This window comes from Paenibacillus sp. AGC31 (assembly GCF_057334655.1).
Window position 1 is genome coordinate 261,345 of the sequence record NZ_JBHFJH010000032.1, and the last position, 19,289, is coordinate 280,633.

Genomic DNA, 19,289 nt, shown 5'->3' on the forward strand with positions numbered 1-19,289 from the left:
TTAATTTCTATTTATATTCCTATTTTATCATCTAGAATATAGCATAGAAAGGTTAATGGAGGTTTTTCCCATGATTGATAAAATAATGGCTTCACCGCAACGCGCTCTAATCACGCTACTGTCTGCTTGGATGCTGGCAATCATTCACCAGTATTTATTCTATGGTAATGAGATTGGCGTATCGTATCCTATCTTTGTAATTCTCTTTTATGTGTTCATGTATCTGTTTGCACGGGATCGCATGAGGTCTTTCAAGTTCATTGATGCTTTTGTAGCGGCTGTAGTGCTATTGTTGTCACTAACGTTCCTGTTATACGACAATGAACTGCTGTATGTTCTTAATTTTCTGGTCATACCTGGCGTAGTTATCTTACATATGACGTATCTGATGGGCAGAAAACGGAAGCAGTGGTGGGAGATTGGCTTGATTGGTACGGCTATTGACCACTTGCTGCCTCAAGCCATACGTCATTGGGGGACTGTTGCTGCTATTGCTGTGAGAGCAGGCGGGCGTGGCATGGGCAAATCCCAGAAAACAGTTGTTTTCAAAGTACTCATTGGTCTTGTGGCGTCCTTGCCTATCCTCATTATAGTCGTTGCATTACTGTCCTCTGCTGACGGGATCTTTGATCAGTATTTAGCCGGTTTTCCGGAGTGGCTGAATCAATTGGCTTTTACTCCAGGGATACCGAGAATCATCTGGATTGTCATCGCAGGTGTATTGCTGTTCGGTTATGTATGGGGATTTGTACAGCCAATGCAATATGAGGCAGAGAAGAGAGCGAACGCACATTGGAAAAATGGAGCAGCATCCACGGTTGATAAGCGTGATCACACCTATATATTCTCTCCTGTGGACCCGGCCACTGAAGGTCAGGTTACCAATAAGATTACACCCGAGCCCGAACGCACTCCGGTTCAGCGGGAACCATTCAGATTGGACCCTATCATTGTGGGGACGATGCTGATTGTCATTAACTGTGTGTACGTTTTGTTTGTACTTGTACAGTTTTCGTATCTGTTTGGTGCAGGAGAGGGGCATCTTCCGGTAGATCTGTCTTACGCAGACTATGCGAGAAGTGGATTCGCGGAGTTAATTCTCGTCACAGGTATTAACTTCTTTATTCTTATTGTTGCTTTGCAGTATACCCGTTCGAGTGGCAAAGCGGGTTCCATCGTGCATCAGGTACTTCTCCTGATTCTGGTCAGTTGTTCAGCAATTATGTTGTATTCCGCGTTTATGCGCCTGAATCTGTATGAGCAGGCATATGGATATACGTACATCCGCTTCTTGGTACACGCATTCATGATCTTCCTCGCACTCCTGTTGCTGATTGCCGGCCTTCGTATACGGTACACATCAATACCGCTGATTCGCTGGTATATTGTGCTGGCGCTCACAGCTTATGTTGCAGTCAACTATGTGGGCATGGATAAACGGATTGCCGAGCTGAATATTGAACGTTATCATCAGACTGGCAATATTGATGCAACCTATCTGGCGAGTCTGTCAGCAGATGCAGTTCCGTTACTTCGTGAGTTTGCTCTGGAGGAGTTTCCGGATCTCAAGAGGGAAATGCTGGAACGTCAAGCATATCTGGATATGGATACATCAGATTGTTCCTGGCCTTCTTATAACGTGGCAAGACACCGAGCTGAGCTAGAGTTGTCCAAATTGAGAACGGAATAGCTGAATAGTAGTTGTTTTCACGTACGGATTTATGCAAAAACAATATGTAAGTGTTATAATATAAAAACTAACCTATAAAGGGGGTGAATCCCTTGTTTGAACTTCAGGAACTATTACCGTATTTATTCTCGATTGGACTCATCTTCACCGTCAGTTATGCCTATATCGCCCATCTTCACTGTGGCATGACAGAGTATTGGATGGAAGGTAGCGCCGGTGGTGGACTTGAACCAGTACTTCCCGCTTTGAGTTTGGACAGACAACACAGACAGGAAGTCTGGAGCCGCATGATCAGACGAAGAGAAGCGCCCGATGAAGATGATTCAGATTGTCATTCCTCGTTGAACGATTGGTCAACAAATCAACGAGGAGGATATATATGGAAAACAAGACCAACAAGGGATTCACTTTTAGATCGGGCAAGGGACGGATCTATGGCCTGATTGCCATTTTGTTTGCAGTCATGCTGCTTGCCGGATGCAGCAACAACGTGTCGGAGATTACTTCGTCGACACCGGGATTTTTTAATCACTATATCGTATTTCCACTGTCGTACCTGATTCAGCACATTGCCACTATATTTAACGGAAGCTACGGGGTCGCGATTATCGTGATTACGCTGGTCATTCGTTTAGCGCTGTTACCCTTGATGATGCGTCAAGCCAAGTCCCAGCAGGGAACACGAGTCATTATGAACGCCATGAAACCCGAGATAGATGCGCTCAAGAAAAAATATGAAGGCAAAAATGACCCTGCTGATAAGCAAAAGCTGTCTCAGGAAACGATGGAGCTGTACAAGAAACATAAGTTCAATCCACTGAACATTGGTTGCTTGCCGATGCTCATTCAATTGCCTATACTTTCAGGTATTTACACAGCCATCCGACTTACACCGGAGTTATCCTCCCACTCGTTCCTGTGGTTCAAACTGGGAGCGCCGGACTACGTACTCGCAGTGGTGGTCGCGGTCATATATCTGATTCAAGCCAAGGTATCACAAGCCAATATGGCGCCTGAGCAGCGAAAACAGTTCGCTATTATGGGTTATCTCTCCCCATTGATGATGGCATTCTTTTCTCTTACAGCTCCGGCAGCGATGCCGCTCTACTGGACAGTTGGGGGGTCATTCCTTGTACTACAGACATTATTGTTCCGCAAAATGTACCCGGTGGAACATCCGCAGGAGCCTGCTACGATTGAGGTGAAAAAGATCAAGTCTGTGCAACATAACAAGTCCAGAAAACACGCCAAGTCACAGTGACTTGAGGCGACATCACAACTACGCTATTTCACCCTATGGAGCAGACACGTCGTCTACTTTATAGGGTGTTTTCGTGAGAGTGGAAACGAGTGATCAAAGAACAATTCTCATCACTCAACAGGTTTTAGTATATAAGGTAAGGGGTTGACATATTTATTCTATAAGGGGTTTTCAGGTCAAGTCCAGTTTGAACATGATGAGGTAGATTTATGGAATAAAAACAAATAAAATTTATTCATTGGATTTATTGACAAAATTTGATGCATCCATTACCATTTTGTTTAAGAGTTTTGGGGAGGAGCGAATCTAGTGTAAATGTTTATCAAAATATAACGATTTTTGTGAATTCATACCACGATAAATTTAATTCATTGGATCTGGAGGAAAATTAGTGGATATTATTATCGGGCTTATACTAGGTATAGTGGAAGGACTTACGGAGTTCGCCCCAGTGTCATCTACAGGTCATTTGATTTTGGTGGGACATTTGCTAGGTTTCGAGGGTACTGTGCGTGCTTCGACATTTGAGATTGTAATCCAACTCGGTTCAATCCTGGCTGTGGCTTTTCTGTTCTGGAAACGAATTCTCAGCATCCTCGGTATCCATGTTGGAGAAGATCGGAAAGCGACAAAGTCTACGGAAAAATTAACACTTATTCATATCATTATTGGTGTTATCCCTTTTGGTGTTGGGGGCGTATTTTTTTACGATTACATAAAAGAGGTTTTGTTCAGTGCTCAAACGGTTGTTGTAACGTTAATCCTTGGCGGGATTCTGATGATTGCAGCCGAAATATTTAAACCAAAAAAGCCGGCTGCAGAAACATTGGATCAAGTCACGTACCGGCAGGCTTTAATCGTAGGTCTGTTCCAGTGCTTTGCACTTGTTCCCGGTTTTTCGAGAATGGGTGCTACGCTATCGGGAGGTTTGCTAGCAGGCATGAGTCACAAAACAGCCTCGGAATTTACGTTTATAATGGCACTTCCTATTATGTTCGGAGCTTCACTGAAGGATTTATACGAGAGCTGGGATTATCTGTCGGTTGATGATCTTCCCTTATTTATTACGGGGTTTGTGACTGCTTTTATTGTAGCCATGATTGCAGTTAAATTTTTCCTGAAGTTGATTAACCGGATTAAACTGATTCCTTTTGCAATCTATCGTTTTGTATTGGCAGCCGCTTTTTGGATCTTTTTGCTAAACTAGAGCATTCTTATTATCTATTACATGTGAATAAATTAACCGTCGCCGGGAGTCTTATCCATGATCAGTGTTTTTATCAACTCACATTGAAAAGGAAAGATTCCCTTTTGCTTTTTTTTTGGAAATAGGTAGTTATCAAGGGAGATTCATCTACTGGGGTGGGAGCGCAAAATATGACACCATTCATCATAAAGCAAAGCATCATGTTTGTCATACTGTATGGAATCCAATTTTTGATCGGTACGATTGTACTCAAATATCAGTTGCGTGTGAATTACGCTCGTAAAATTGTTCATTTCATGTCTTTTATTACACCAATGGCTATTGAATTGATCGTGAGTTCCAGTACAGGATATACCGGGCCCATTTTTATCGTCGGAATGCTGATGAACTGCGTTATTATGCTCATTTATATTAAGCCAATTCGCGAGAAAAGTGTATTGGTTCAACGCATGTTTGCTTCTTTTGATCGTCCGGAAGATCGTCCTCATACTTTGCTGTGGATGAATACGCAATTAATTGCCGGCTACGTCGTTCTGGCACCCTGCTTTCTGTATTTTCAAAGCATAGGTTATGGTACGCTGGCCTTTATTCCCGTTATCATCAATGGACTAGGAGACGGGCTAGCCGAACCGATCGGTATTCGCTTTGGAAAACATAAATATCGTGTTCATGCCTTATTTTCGAAGAAAAAGTTTACGAGAAGTATCGAAGGCAGTTTATGTGTGTTCTTATCCGCAGTATTGATCCTTTTGGTGTTTGCAAGCAGTTTTACAGTTCCACAATTAGTTGTTGCACTGCTGGTTCTTCCTATAGCTGTAACTCTAGCTGAGGCATTCTCACCCCATACTGTAGATACACCGTTTATACTTATCGTTGGTTTTGCGTGTTTGTACATGATCATTTCATTTGTTTAACAAGGAGAACTTCATATGACAACCAGTGAATACAAGGTGATTTCTATTAAATCCAGTTATGAAGCATTCATTAATTATAGCTATATTGTCGTTGATGAAACGACCCGGGAGGCAGCGGTTATTGATCCTTCCTGGGACCTCGAAGCCATTCTGGATTCCCTGGAAGCTGAGCAGGCCAAACTCACACACATCCTGTTGACACATTCCCATACGGATCATGTACATCTTGTGGGGGCATTGCTCGACCGTTTTAATCCTCAGGTTTATATGGGGGGTGCCGAAATTGATTTTTTTAGGTACCACTGTAAGAATTTGAAGCCTGTAAAGGATCGAGATGCCGTTTTAATGGGCAATACACTAATATCCTGTATAAACACCCCAGGACATACGCCGGGCTCTATATGCTATTCATTAACAAATCATATTTTTACAGGAGATACTCTGTTTGCAGAGGGATGTGGCATATGCTCCGAACGCGGAGGGGATCCAGGTGCGATGTATCAGAGTTTGCAAAAAATACGGCAGCAAATACACCCTTCCGTCAGGGTATACCCTGCACATTCATTTGGCATTGAACCGGGTCAGACACTTCAGATGCTGCTTGAGAGAAACATATATTTTAATATTTTCGATGAAGAACAGTTTATTGCTTTCCGGATGAGAAGGAATCAGCCGGATGCCAAAAGCTTTGTGTGAAGGAACAAGAGGAGTGGCATATGAAAGAAAACATTGTTTTTATGTTCTCCGGTCAGGGTTCACAATATCTTCAAGCGGGAAAAGAATTATACCGGAGTTATTCGGTATTTCGCCGATGGATGCAGCAGATGGATCGTTGGGTTCAAGACATCGGCGGCAGATCCATTATACAGGAATTATATGATTCAAATCGGCCTTATTCTGATAGTTTCGAAGAAACTCTAATTACACATCCCGCCATTTATATGCTGGAATATGCGCTTGCAAGGACATTAATGGAGAACGGGGTTATACCCACAACCGTTGTTGGTACCAGTTTGGGGGAGTTCGCTGCAGCGGCTGTATCCAACGTAATAACTCCCAAGGCGGGACTGGAAGCAGTGTATAGACAAGCTGAAATTATACACAGGACTTGTATTCCGGGAGGCATGCTGGCTGTATTGCATAGTCGTGACATCTATGACACTAATCCGGAGCTACATGCGGAGTGTGAGCTTGTTGCTGTGAACTCGTCAAATCATCTAGTCATCTCGGGGGAGTTGAAAGGGCTTACAATAGCGGAGAATTGGCTAAAAGGCGAAGGGATTTCTCATGTCAGACTGTCTGTTACTCATGGCTTCCATTCAGCATGTATCAATCCTGCGGCCAAAGAGTATTTAGCCTATCTGGACAAGCTGTCTTACGATGCACCCCAGATTCCGCTTGTCTCTAGCTTGACCGGACAAGCTGTCACCAAGGTATCAACCGATCATTTTTGGCGAGTTGTCAAGGAACCGATTCTTTTCTCTCAGGCGATATCTCATATACGAGAAGAGAAACCGGATAGTATATTTCTGGATTTGGGGCCTTCGGGTACACTTTCCAGCCTCATAAATCAGATTAGCCACAGGAAGGAACGAACATATATAACCATGACTCCCTTCCATCAGGATGCAAAACATGTGGAAGAGATCATTAGTCGTTACGCCAATTCGAATGAAACTGGAGGGGATGAACCTTTGTGGGCATATGTATTTCCAGGGCAGGGATCACAGAAGTTGGGCATGGGTGAAGGATTATTTGAGCAGTTTCCAGAGTTGACCCGGCAAGCGGATGATATTCTTGGATTTTCCATTCAGGAACTGTGCTTGTACGATCGGTCTCAGCAATTGAGCCTGACAGAATATACGCAGCCGGCTTTGTTTGTTGTTAATGCCATGATGTATCTACATAAAATCAAGGAAACGGGCAGAAAGCCAAGTTTGGTTTCGGGCCACAGTTTGGGAGAATACAATGCGCTTTTTGCCGCAGACGTATTTGATTTTGCTACAGGATTGAAGCTTGTACATAAAAGAGGAGAAATCATGAGCATGGCCCCTAAAGGGGGGATGGCCGCGGTTATCGGTTTAACCGAGAGTGCATTGAAGACAATTCTTCAACGATTTGGACTGTATCAACTGGATATCGCCAATCTGAACTCCCCGACCCAAATTGTTTTGGCAGGGCCTCAAGAAATCATTGATCAGGCCAAACCAATTTTTGAACAAAACGGTGCACAGATGTATATCCCTCTCAGGGTCAGCGGCGCATTTCATTCGCGTTATATGGAAAAATCAGCCAAACAATTCGATCAGCATCTCCAGCGTTATACATTTTCCGCTCCTACGATGACCGTCATCTCAAATTATACAGCCCGACCCTATCGTACAAATGAAATTCATGCCAATTTGGTCCGCCAAATTACACATCCGGTTCGCTGGTCTGAAACGGTACGGGTTCTGATGGGCATGGGCGTAAACACAATAGAAGAGATCGGTCCAGGCAATGTGCTGACTAAGCTGGTTACCAAGATTCAGACAGAGTGCGAACCCATCGTATATCGTCCTGAAGACATGTCTGTCAAACCATTATCGTCAGCAGTCCACCCCGATACTCCAATATCATCCGTTGTACAGCCTGGCAACCAAGAAACTCGACTGGCCGAGTCTCTTGGCTCGAAACCCTTCAAAAAGGACTATAATCTGAAAATGGCCTATTTGACAGGTGCAATGTACAGAGGCATTGCTTCGGCGGAGATGGTTGTTAAAGTGGGGCAATCGGGAATGATGGGCTTTTTGGGCACAGGGGGGTTAAGCCTGAAGCAGATCGAAGAAGGAATCGATTATATACAACACCATTTGCAGGATGGACAGGCATATGGGTTAAATCTTCTTCATCAAATGACACATCCTGAACGTGAAGAAGAACAGGTTAACTTATTACTACGTAAAGGTGTAAATACAGTAGAGGCTTCTGCCTTCATGGGTGTTACTCCGGCATTAATCAAGTACCGTGCCCATGGACTGAAGCGTTCATCAGACGGGCGGGTATCCGCAACCAATCGCATTATTGCAAAAGTATCCAGACCTGAAGTGGCTGAAGCATTTTTAAGCCCCGCTCCGGAATTCATGGTTGAGAAGATGTTGAAGGAAAACAAGATTACATCTGTTCAGGCAGAACTCCTGAAAAAAGTACCCATTGCAGAGGATCTGTGCCTTGAGGCTGATTCGGGTGGACATACAGATGCGGGTGTGGCGTATGTCCTGCTGCCTGCCATGGTTCGTCTTCGCAATACAATGATGGAAAAGTACGGTTATTCGAAAGAAGTCCGCATTGGTGCTGCCGGTGGTATTGGTACACCTGAAGCAGCAGCAGCAGCTTTTTTGCTCGGAGCGGATTTTATCGTAACAGGTTCAATCAATCAATGCACGGTTGAAGCAGCTACTAGTGACGCTGTCAAAGATTTACTACAGGATATGAACATTCACGACACGGAATATGCTCCTGCTGGAGACATGTTTGAGATTGGAGCCAAGGTACAGGTTCTCCGCAAAGGTGTATTTTTCCCCGCCAGAGCGAACAAGCTCTATGATTTGTACCGGCAGCATGATTCTTTAAATGACATTAGTGAAAAAAACAAACAGCAGCTGGAAAACAAATATTTCAAAAAAACCTTTGAAGAAGTATATCGCCAGGTCGTTCAGTATAGATCTCCGGAGGAAATACAAAAAGCCGAACAGAATCCCAAATACAAAATGGCATTGGTATTCAAGTGGTATTTTGCCCACAGTACGATGCTTGCAATGGAAGGAACAGCAGGTCATCAGGTCGATTATCAAATCCACTGTGGTCCTGCCTTGGGAGCTTTTAATCAATGGGTGAAAGGCACACCGCTGGAGGACTGGAGAAACCGCCGCGTAGCTGAAGTGGGCATAAAGTTAATGGAAGATACGGTTTTGGTTATGCAAGAGCGCCTGAAACAATTGGCTATGGCCGTTGAGATGAACTAACTTTTAGCATTGTGGGGACAGGGGGGTGTGATGATGCGACAAAAGAAGAACATGGAGCCAACATCCGATATTGATCCAGGATTTCGCCTTACAGATATTGCAATTGTTGGTATGGCATGCAGGTTTCCGCAGGCTGATCATTATACGACGTTTTGGGATAATCTTGCGAATGGAGTGGATTCTGTCAAGGAGATTCCTCCAGATCGATGGGATGTATCGAAGTTCTATTCTCAAGATATTGACGCCCCGAATAAGAGCATTGGTAAATGGTGCGGTCTGCTTGATGATGTGTATTCTTTTGATCACCGCTTTTTCAGTATCTCTCCCCGAGAGGCCAAAAATATGGACCCACAGCAACGAATGATGCTTGAAGTTTCCTGGCAATGCATTGAAGATTCCGGGATTTCACTTCAAAGGTTACAGAATCAGATCACTTCCGTTTATGCCGGAGTAATGACGGTAGATCACCGCCAAATGGCGTGCCTTCCCGAATTGGAGATAGATAGCTACGCTTGTCTTGGAAATTATGAAAGTATTCTTGCCAATCGAATTTCTTACATTATGGACTTCAAGGGCGCGAGTATATCAGTAAATGCAGCTTGTGCATCTTCATTAGTAGCCGTCCATGAAGCCAAACAAGCCCTGCAACGAAAAGAGTGCAATTACGCCTTAGCTGCATGTGTAAATCTAAATTTGCATCCCTGGAAGTTTATCTCATTTTCCAAGTCAAGAATGTTAAGTCCGGATGGACGTTGTAAAACCTTTGATAAGGAAGCCAATGGTTATGTACCAGGGGATGGAGCAGGCGTGTTGTTGCTTCAAAGGCTTGAAGATGCGTTAGCAGAAGGTAATCATATCTACGGGGTTATCAAAGGATCTGCCTGCAATCATGGTGGAAGAAGCGCATCCATAACTGCTCCGAGCATGAGGGCACAACAAGACGTCATCTTGGCTGCTTATCAGGATGCAGATATTTCCCCGGAAATGGTCACGTATATTGAGGCACATGGAACGGGAACGTCATTGGGAGATCCGATTGAAATTGAAGCGCTTAAAAATGCATTTGCTGCCTATACTTCCCGAACCCAATTCTGTCGGATTGGCTCGGTAAAAACCAATATTGGCCACTTGGAGAGTGCTGCTGGCATGGCTGGTATTGTGAAAGTGATCATGATGATGAAACATGGTAAAATACCTGCCAACCTTCATTTTAACGATCCTAATCCGATCATAGATTTTAAGAATACTCCTTTTGAAGTGGCGGGGGCTCTAACTGATTGGAACAGTGCTGGCGAAGGTTTACCTTTAAGAGCGGGCATAAGCTCTTTCGGTTTTGGTGGAGTCAACGCACATCTGGTGATTGAACAGTGGTGCACTGCACCCTCGAACAAACAGAAGGATGCCGTCGCCGCCCGTTCTCAACTGTTCACGCTATCAGGCAAATCGAAATGGCATTTGGAAAAACAGCTTGAATCGTGGAGAGCATTCTCGCTAACATCCGAGTTTGATGAGTGTACGCTGCGTGATATTAGTGGAACATTGTCCACGGGAAGAGTGGCTTTTCCTTATCGTTATGCTGTGATGGTAGACAATTTACAGCAGTTGAAGGAAGAGTTGCATTCGGAATCAAGTCGTCCTTTCATGCCCAAGCAGCAAAAGTGGGCAATAAGAATGGGGCACTTTTCCTATATAAACTATGAGCAATTTAGCAAGTTAACCCGTGGTTTACCGCATGTGGAGGACATCATCCAATCCTTACTGAATCAAATTGCCGATAGTGATCGTCCACTTGCCGATCACTATCGGCAGATGTTCTACAATGGACCATGGGAGCAAGAGACACTTCCGTGCTGTCAGTTCATTGCTGGATATGCCGTACTTCGATGTTTACTTGATGCGGGCTTAAAAGTGGAATGGATGACAGGGGAGCATACAGGGATGTGGGCTGTTCTTGCCGTAAACCAAATGATCGCTCCCGAAGAAATCCTTTTGAGGCTTTCAGGAAAAAATGAAGCTGATTTCATTAAACTACATCGTCCGTGTCTGCCTTACTATGACCCAACAGTGCAAGATATTTTGTATCCGATGTCCTTTGGCGAGTCTTATCTCCGGCGTTTGTTGGGTAGCTCGCAAATTGAAAGTGTGGACTCTGGGAATAGCGAGCATGATCGATTCGAATATCCAATGGTAAGTGATCACGAACGGGTTAAATATTATCTGACTAAGGGTCAATCACTCATCGCTCATCAGTTCACCTTCAGAAAGTATGTAGATGAATGGTCGAATCTTCTAGGTAAAGTAAGTGGGGACGATTGGAATTTGGAGGAGTTGCTTGGAAAGCCTGTTGATGTCTTGATGTGTACGGAGCTTTCCACTCAGCAGTTGTTCATTATAGTTACCGTTGTGGCTTATTCCCTAAGGAAGTTGAACCGCAAATGGAATTTGACGATAATGACTGAGCCCGATCCACGATTCGAAGAAATGTTGGATCTGATGAACGATCACATCTTACTTCCTGAAATGGTCGCCCGGCTTGTTTTGGATTCCAATGTGGACTATAAGGTTGTTGCCGAATCCATGAACCTGAAACAGCGAGAAAGGGATATGGAGCCCAATGAGAACCGATTATGTGCTCGAATTGATAACGTGCCCGAAATTGTAAATGTTGAGCAATGGCTGCATCAAACACAAGAAAGCCAAGTTGATCTGGAGAAGATTTCGTCAGACATCAAGATCATTGACATCGGAGTAGTTCAATCGGCCGCACCTGATAAGCTGAAACTTGCTTTAAAAGAGGATGAAGCGGGATATGACTTCTGGAATATCCTCGGTCAGTTATGGCTCCATGGCGTGAATGTGAGGTGGGACCTATGGTTCCCTTCAGGAACATTTAACAAGCTTGCCCTGCCTACTCAGCGTTTCGAGTCTGTAATACATCGATTACATGACCATAATGATACGGTAGCTCATGAAGCTAATCAATCGGTTAGCGATGTATATATGCTTACAAGTGTATATGAGAACAGCTTGGATAGGGCGTTGCACCCGATGATCGGCCGGAATACCTCAACCTTGGATGAATTCAAGTATCAAACGTTGTTTACAGGCAAAGAATTTTTTCTGAATGATCACCGCGTAGACGGTAAACGAACATTACCAGGTGTTGCTTATTTGGAGATGGCATTAGCCGCTGTGCAGAATGCAGGCATCCAGGAGGTCATCGGTTTTGGTGATGTGGTGTGGTCAAGACCCCTAATAGTCATGGAGCAACCTGTTGAAGTAAACATTTCGTTGTCTAAAACCCAGGAAAAAATTCAGTTCCACGTATGGACCGGCGACGATGTGAACCCTAGAAAAGTTTATGGGCAAGGGACGTTGTATGGAATAAAGACAGATGGCAACAAACAGGACACACGACAAGGCAATCCTTATAGGGTTAAACGGGATATCGATGCGATTAGAGGAAGATGTGTTGACCCTATTTCAGGAGTATATCGCAAACTTGAAAAGAGTCATCTGGTCTACGGTCCTTCCTTCCAATCCATTATGGACTGTTGTATGGGTGAGAACGAAGCTATTGCCAGGTTTGTCCTTCCAATCCCTTGTTATGAACAGTTACACGCTTATACGCTTCATCCTGTAGTGATGGACAGCGCACTGCAGACAGCGATGTTACTTGCCCAAAAGGTGAGCTCTGCTCCTTGTATGCCCTATTCCATAGGTGCGGTCAAATGGTGGAAGCGGCTTCCAGACAAGGGGAGTGTATATGTCAGGCAGCAGGGTACGCAAGGGGAAAAAGCATTCAAGTTTGATATTGTACTGCTTGATGAGCAGGAACTAATATGCATGGAAATGAGCGACTTTACAGTAAGACAGGTTCAGGACAAAAAGAGTCATGCGAAGGACCCATTGAAAACACTTTTGCGAAAATTGGAAGCCGGAGAGGTTGAACCTATTGATGTCTTAACTTATATGGAGGAACGATGAGAAAAGATCAGATGTTATCACTGGATCAGATTCTTGAAATGGTGAAGGGACGACGTCTCTCATCAGAGACAGCCTACCAGCTTATACAGGAAATAGAGCGGCATGATACTTCGGCTTCCAATAAGAAAAACCTGCATCAGAATACGTACCTGTATCCATCCTGGGAAATTCAAGACCTTCAACGTACCGTATTCAAAAGTGAAAGGCTTCTGTTATTTGTTTCTGGTGAAGAACACATGCAGCAATGGAACCAGAGCACTTCCGTAATTCGTGTGTTACAGGGAAATCAATTCATTGAGCAGGATGTTAATACATTTATAGTCCGCCCGGGACAGGAAGAGGATGTTGACCGTTTGTTCAACAGGCTGTCCGAATTACAGTGGATTCCTGATACTGTCGTTCATGGATGGAGTGGTACGGTACTTCCAGAAAATGAAGGGACCCTATTGAACAAGTGGCTCGCCCAGGGTGTGTACACCTTATTTTATACATGCCGATGGCTGGCGAAATGTGCTGACAAAAAGAAAGTACATCTTTTATATGCTTATTCCAGCGATCGTAAAGAAGATCCGGCAAATGAAGCTGTAAGCAGTTTCATGCGCAGTGTGAAATGGGAACACCCGCAATGGACATGTCGTACATTGGACATGGGAAATGAACCAGTCGATATGTTTCACCTCATCCAACAGGAGATGGAAGCTCGGGACCAGGCGGTAGAGGTACGTTATCGGGGCAATCGACGTTATGTGAAGAGATTGCTATCGCTGCCGAAAACAGAATATTCACAAGTAGAGTGGAATAAACAAGGCGTTTATTTGATTACAGGTGGGATGGGTGGTATCGGCCTCCAGTTTGCCTCCTTGCTTGCCCAATCCGCTCGAGTCATTGTTTTGTCTGGACGTTCCATTCTGAGTAGGGATCAGGAACAACAATTGTGTGATCTAGGGAAGTTTGGAGCTGAAATAGTGTATATTGCGGCGGATGTATCGCAACGTGAGTCCGCTTTTAATCTCATCCGTGAGTGCAAAACCAGATTTGGGGGCATTCATGGTCTGATTCATTGCGCTGGCGTATTGAGAGACTCAATGCTTCAATCCAAAAATAAAGTGGACATGGATGCTGTTATCGCTCCTAAAGTATACGGAACGGTTTGGCTGGACGAAGCTTCTTGTCATGAACAGTTGGACTTTTTCATCGTTTGCTCTTCCGTCATGTCCATTCTGGGCAACGCTGGACAATGTGATTATGCTTTTGCCAATGGCTTTATGGACAGTTTTTGCCGTCAGCGGAATCGGTTGAACAAAGAGGGGATGCGTTCGGGTCAAACGCTCTCTCTGAATTGGCCTCTGTGGTTGGAAGGAGGGATGGGAGTAGATTCAACCCATCGTCTTTTTTTGGAAAATACGCTCGGGGTTTCATCGATATCCAGCGAACATGCTATACAGGCTTTTGAGGATGCTTTTCATTGTAAGGAAAGTCAGCTAGTGATTGTTGGCGGGGATGCAACCAAATTTCAGAAGGTACACGAGAAAACGTCGTTTGCGGATGAGGACTCGGTTCCAAAAGAAATGTTGTTAGAGAACAGCATAAATGAGGAGGTTTTACTAGAAAGGGCTTCAGAAATTATGTTGACCATATCCTCACAGATTCTCAGTGTTGATGTACATGAAATGGATCTGGATGCGGATAAAAGCGACTATGGGTTTGATTCCATTTCGACGACTGACTTTGTCAATCGACTCAACGCAACGTACAACATTGATCTAACGCCCCCTATTGTGTTTGAATATGCGACTTTAGGGGCCTTTGCAACCTACCTAATCGGAGCTTATGGCGAAGACATCGCCCGATATCATGGAATGAGTGGCGGGCACGTTGAACTCGAATTGCAGACTCCGCATATGGTCGGTGATGATGAAACACATGAGATTGCAAGTGAGCCTATCGAACTCCATAGGAGGAATAAAGAACCCATTGCCATTATTGGAATAGGCGCTCACATGCCTCAATCCGAGAGTATGGATGAACTATGGGAGAACTTGGTTTCCGGGAAAACATTCATTTCCGAAATCCCTCCTGAACGCTGGGATTGGCATCAATATTATGGGGACCCAATAAAAGAAGTCAACAAAACCAACATCAAATGGGGCGGATTTATGAAAGCCATTGATCAATTTGATGCTTCGTTTTTTGGAATTTCGCCTCATGAAGCTGGGTTGATGGACCCGAGACAGCGCATTTATTTGCAAACTGTATGGGAAGCCATTGAAGATGCCGGTTACAGGCCATCGGAGTTGTCCGGGAGTAAAACAGGTATGTTTGTCGGGGTGGTTAGTTCAGATTATTATGACCTGATTCACCAATCAGGCGTTCCAACTGAAGCACATACAGCTTTGGGCATATTTCATTCCATTCTGGCTAACCGAATTTCATATCTTCTAAATCTGCATGGACCTAGTGAACCCGTGGATACAGCCTGTTCCGGTTCACTGGTCGCCATTCATCGGGCAGTGGAATCGATACACAACGGAGAATGTGAACTGGCAGTTGCTGGAGGCATCAGTGTTATCGCAAGTCCACAGCTGATGATTGCCTTTAATCAGGCAGGCATGCTCAGTGTGGATGGTCGCTGTAAAACCTTTGATCAAGGTGCTGATGGGTACGTTCGTGGCGAAGGTAGTGGGGCATTGCTGCTCAAACCGTTGTCCAAAGCGGAAGCGGATGGAGACCATATCTATGGAGTAATTCAGGCAACGGCTATAAATCATGGGGGACATGCCAACACTTTGACATCTCCAAATCCTAATGCACAGGCAGAACTTATTGTTGAAGCATGGTCCAGATCCGGAATTGATCCGAGGACAGTAGATTATATTGAAGCACATGGTACGGGGACCCCATTGGGTGATCCGATCGAGATAAATGCGCTTAAAAAAGCTTTCTCTCAGCTGGTTCAAGACTGGGATGAGTTGCATGGTAAGCCGAGCGGTTCTGCCTCTGAGTCCTCCGTTCCGCACTGTGCAGTCGGAACGATAAAAACCTATATTGGACACTTGGAGGCAGCAGCAGGAGTGGCGGGAGTCCTCAACGTGGTACTCAGTATGAAGCATAACCGATTGTTGCCGAATTTGGAGCTAAATGAAGTTAACCCTTACATCCAGTTGGAGAACAGTCCGTTTTATATCGTAAAGGAAGGGCAGACCTGGAATCGTAAACATGATGCTGCCCCAAGAAGTGCAGGCGTAAGTTCATTTGGCTTTGGAGGTGTCAATGCTCATATTGTCATCAGCGAATACGTGACTAAGCATGACAGTTCCCTGATTATATTCAATCGCCCCCAGTTACTCATCGTTTCTGCAAAGAACAGAGATCGATTGAAAGCATATGCGAGGCGAATCGTTGAATTTCTGAGTCAAACGGATGGGATTACCCTGGCTGATGTTGCATTTACAATGCAAACGGGCAGGGAAGAGATGGAGGAAAGACTTGCATTGGTGAGTTCAAGCATCGATGACACCGTGGAAATGCTTAATCGGTTTATTGCAGATGAGACAGAAAATCTATCTCCATGTTGGCAAGGGAGCGTAACCAAGCGCAAGCCCTCACAAGATGAACAGGCTATAGCTTACCATCAGCCTTCCACAGATCAGGATTTCATGGTTGAAGCAGAGCTCCATAAACTTGCTCAGCTCTGGGTAACTGGCAACCGGATTGATTGGTCTTCAATGGATAAAGGAGAACGGAAACGGAAAATTTCCATCCCGACTTATCCGTTTGCAGAGACACGGCACTGGCTTCCTAATCCAGTCAAACGGATAGAAAGCCAAGAGATTCATCGGTCGGGAGTGGACAACAGATTCATGATGAAGCTGGAAAATAGATCGGATTTTCGCGCATACAGCTACGAATTTGCATTTACTGGACAAGAATCCTTTTTTCGGGATCACGAAATAAACGGATATAACGTATTGCCTGCCTCAGCTCATATTGAATTGATCAGAGCCGCTGTCATGATGGCTGCTCAACCAGGAGAGGGCGAACAAATCAGCCTTAAAAAGCTCGTATGGCTCAAACCTGTTGTCGCCAAAAAAGGCATGGGAAGGCTTCAAATACTTCTTAAACCATCTTCGAATGGATTTATTGAGGTCACCGTTCATTCTCCAACTAGTTCTCAGGGGGATGAGACAAACACCGTGGTTTTTAGCCAAGGGACTGCTGTGATAACCAAGCGTGAAGTACGTAAAACATACGAAATGGAGACTATCCTGAGCAGCTGTAGTCTGGGAAATTTTACATCAGAGCAATGTTATTCCTTTTTTTCAGCCAGGGGTATGCAGTATGGTCCAGACTTCCAGGGTCTGAAATCTGTAGCAGTGGGTCATGATCAAGCTCTGGCCAGAATTGCCTTGCCTCCGGGTATTATGGATGGATATCAGGACGGCACCATTCATCCCGGACTTCTGGATAACGCTTTTCAGGCTGCAATCGGGATCTGGCTAAGTACTTCGGGAAGTATTCAGGACGAGCAGCAAGATACGCCTTTGTTGCCCTTCTCTATACAACAAATTCAAATCATTGGCTCCTGTGAAGCTGAGATGTGGGCTCATGTCCGAGTCCATCAGGAGAGTGGCAGCGCTGCTGTGCACGCGGATACCGAATATGACATAGATTTGTTTAGTGTGAAGGGTGATGTACGGGTATCCGTTAGGGCAATGCGTTTTAGAAGACCTGAGTCGAAAGTTCCAGATCTTGAAGAAACTAAAGGTGTGGAGACTTACGAGTTACAAATGTTGGCCCCTGTATGGAAAGAGCAGACAATCGGCTTGTATGAACATGAACGTGTACTCAACGATCTCCCGGGAGAAATATGCTTGGTAGGTACGAAGAGCTCGTACTTGACCCAGCTGCTCAAACACCTGCCACATGCCGAGATGATCGTTTTGAATCCACAGGATTCGATCATGCGCATCTCTGAACAACTAAACCTAATCATGAACCTTCGTCATATGGTGTGGATATCTCCGATCACGGCTGGAAGCTCGCCTGATGTCAAGGGAATGGTTGAGGCTCAGGAAGATGGCGTGTTTCTTCTATACAGACTGATTAAGGCACTTTTTCAGAATGGATATGGGAATCGGAGCATGGAATGGACTGTAATCACGATGCGGGCAAACGCCATTCATACACTTGATTCCGTTGATCCCACTCATGCCGGGATACATGGTCTTATAGGAGTCCTGTGCAAAGAACGACCCGGATGGAAGGTTAGACAGGTGGATTTGGATCAGTTGAATGATAAGAATATGTACGAATTGTTTTCGCTGTCTGCTGATTCCTATGGATTCCCATATGTAAACCGACAAGGCGAATGGTTTCGTCAACAACTTGTGCCCGTTACATATTCTCCTGTGAGTTCCGGGCAGTCTCATTCCTATCGCCATGGGGGTGTATACGTTGTTATTGGAGGAGCAGGCGGAATCGGAGAGGCATGGAGTGAATATATGATCCGGCATTACAAAGCCCAGATCATCTGGCTGGGAAGAAGGGAAATGGATGCTGATATTCAGGCGAAATTGCAAAGGCTGGGCGAGCTTGGCCCCGCGCCCTGTTACATGGCTGTTAATGCAACGGATTCAGAAGCAATGCGTCAGGCATGTATAAATATTAGGCGGAATCATCAAGCCATTAATGGTTTTATTCATTCTGCCATCGTGTTGGAGGATCGCAGTCTGGAATATATGGACGAAGCTTCTTTTCGGAAAGCTTATTCCACCAAGGTAGACATCAGCATCAATATAGCCAAAGCGTGTATCGGAGAGTCGCCTGACTTTGTACTCTTTTTTTCGTCCATGAATTCCTTTTTGAATTCGGCCGGACAGGCGAATTACGTAGCCGGCTGTACGTTCAAAGATGTATTTGCCCAATTTTTGAGACAGTGCTGTGATTTTCCTATCAAAGTGATGAACTGGGGATATTGGGGAAGTGTGGGTTCGGTACGTTCTGAATATTATAAGACACGCATGGCGAAAGCAGGACAAGGTTCAATCGAAGCTCCTGAAGCGATGGAGGCTCTAGATGTACTGATGAATGGTGTGCTGGATCAGATTGCATTGATAAAGAAACAGTCTTTGGTAGATATACAGATCTTAGATGAAGAAGAATCCATTATGGTCTATCAGGGGGCTGTACCGTCTCAGGTTATATAACAGGGGTCTGAAGAGCGGGG

9 protein-coding genes are annotated in these 19,289 nt (G+C 44.7%); all 9 read left to right on the forward strand.

The window, feature by feature from the left end:
* The first annotated feature begins 70 nt into the window (after nt 1-70).
* Nucleotides 71-1,690 (forward strand): DUF4153 domain-containing protein, encoded by a 1,620-nt coding sequence (locus ACE04G_RS20810; protein ID WP_221824845.1) that lies wholly within the window; start codon nt 71-73, stop codon nt 1,688-1,690.
* Between the two features lie 92 nt (nt 1,691-1,782).
* Complete coding sequence (locus ACE04G_RS20815; RefSeq protein ID WP_336759800.1) at nt 1,783-2,133, forward strand: hypothetical protein; 351 nt, start codon at nt 1,783-1,785, stop codon at nt 2,131-2,133.
* On the forward strand, nt 2,070-2,951 hold the full coding sequence (gene yidC / locus ACE04G_RS20820) for a membrane protein insertase YidC (RefSeq protein WP_260633019.1): 882 nt from the start codon (nt 2,070-2,072) through the stop codon (nt 2,949-2,951). Before ACE04G_RS20815 ends, yidC begins: the two co-directional genes overlap by 64 nt.
* Nucleotides 2,952-3,321: 370 nt before the next feature.
* On the forward strand, nt 3,322-4,158 hold the full coding sequence (gene bacA / locus ACE04G_RS20825) for an undecaprenyl-diphosphate phosphatase (RefSeq protein WP_256704411.1): 837 nt from the start codon (nt 3,322-3,324) through the stop codon (nt 4,156-4,158).
* Between the two features lie 170 nt (nt 4,159-4,328).
* The gene (locus tag ACE04G_RS20830) at nt 4,329-5,072 is read left to right on the forward strand and encodes a diacylglycerol/polyprenol kinase family protein (protein ID WP_221824842.1); all 744 of its coding nucleotides are present in this window, start codon (nt 4,329-4,331) and stop codon (nt 5,070-5,072) included.
* A 15-nt stretch (nt 5,073-5,087) separates the two neighbouring features.
* Nucleotides 5,088-5,768 carry an MBL fold metallo-hydrolase gene (locus tag ACE04G_RS20835; RefSeq protein ID WP_076217160.1) on the forward strand — a complete coding sequence of 227 codons (681 nt, stop codon included), beginning with the start codon at nt 5,088-5,090 and terminating at the stop codon, nt 5,766-5,768.
* A 20-nt stretch (nt 5,769-5,788) separates the two neighbouring features.
* The gene (fabD, locus tag ACE04G_RS20840) at nt 5,789-9,076 is read left to right on the forward strand and encodes an ACP S-malonyltransferase (protein WP_221824840.1); all 3,288 of its coding nucleotides are present in this window, start codon (nt 5,789-5,791) and stop codon (nt 9,074-9,076) included.
* A gap of 30 nt (nt 9,077-9,106) precedes the next feature.
* Complete coding sequence (locus ACE04G_RS20845; protein WP_339308071.1) at nt 9,107-13,063, forward strand: type I polyketide synthase; 3,957 nt, start codon at nt 9,107-9,109, stop codon at nt 13,061-13,063.
* Entirely contained in the window at nt 13,060-19,269 is a 6,210-nt protein-coding gene (locus ACE04G_RS20850; RefSeq protein WP_339308073.1) for an SDR family NAD(P)-dependent oxidoreductase, read from the forward strand. Before ACE04G_RS20845 ends, ACE04G_RS20850 begins: the two co-directional genes overlap by 4 nt.
* Nucleotides 19,270-19,289: the final 20 nt, after the last annotated feature.